We start from the raw sequence: 1,043 nt of genomic DNA, 5'->3' as shown, positions 1-1,043 counted from the left end.
CAAACTTCATAGAGGAAGATCAGCGTTTAATGGCCTTGTACGCAGAAGGCAAAATGGACATGGAGGACTACCTAGAATTCTGTATGGCGCCATTGGCTGACATGCCCGTTGCACACGTCCATACGTTGGTAGAAGAGTGTGTAGAGCACCACATCCTGCCTAAGCAGTTTGAGCAATCCAAAACGTTGATAGCACAGTTGGATCGCGATGACATCGATATGGTTATCATCTCTGCGAGCGTGACATTCTTAGTCGAAGCGGTCGGCCGTCGATTAGGGATTCCCGTCGCATTAGGAATTGATTTGGTTGAGAAGCACGGCAGCTACAGCGCTGAAATTGCAGGCGTTCCGAGTTATCGAGAAGGCAAAGTTATACGCTTGAAAGCATGGTTAGATGCTCAGCCAGAATCTTATTCTGAAGTCCATTTTTACACCGACTCCATCAATGATTTACCTTTATGCGAATACGCAGATTACGCATATTTGGTGAATCCTTGCCCACGCCTCAAAGAACACGCGAATCGTTCAAATTGGACGCTATTACGTTGGAACTAGCCTTCAGTTTTTATAGTAATAAAGAGCAGTTAATAGCTGCTCTTTGGTTTTATGTTACCTACCTCATTATCATAAAGATCCTCATCTAATAACTCTGATATATTTATCGATGATACGATCATATTTTCAGCCTCCTGCGCATTTTCGAGGCATACTTTCATATAACGATCAGTCCATCCATCATGATGAAACTCTATGCTCAAGTAACAATATTTATTAAATAAAAAGCAATAATGACTCTTAAATTTAGATAAACTTTTCTCAGACTCATACTTAATATAATTATTATGTACGCTTATAGTAGGGGGAGTTATCAATATATCTAAAACCCTAGCATTAATAAGTTCATTTCTTAACTCTTCATTGCCCACAACCACCTCTTCGGTGTAATGCTTATATATAGATTTTTCTTTATACTTATTGTAACCTCTACCCGTTTTAGGGTCATGCTCTTCGGCATTGTAAAAATCATCATATCGAAAGAAAATA

At 39.4% G+C, this 1,043-nt stretch carries 1 protein-coding gene and 1 pseudogene; one reads left to right on the top strand and one right to left on the bottom strand.

Features of this window, described 5'->3' with window-relative positions; translation table 11 throughout:
• A partial coding sequence (locus tag R7P35_RS26250; protein WP_318093425.1) for an HAD family hydrolase occupies positions 1-554 on the top strand: 554 nt, incomplete at its 5' end.
• Between the two features lie 29 nt (positions 555-583).
• Here R7P35_RS26250 and R7P35_RS26245 read toward each other — a convergent pair.
• Positions 584-1,043 (bottom strand): annotated as a pseudogene (locus R7P35_RS26245) (hypothetical protein); the annotation flags it as partial.

This window comes from Vibrio sp. Vb0304, assembly GCF_033338995.1.
GTDB classification, from domain to species: domain Bacteria; phylum Pseudomonadota; class Gammaproteobacteria; order Enterobacterales; family Vibrionaceae; genus Vibrio; species Vibrio alginolyticus.
This window is presented reverse-complemented; position numbering and strand designations above follow the sequence as displayed.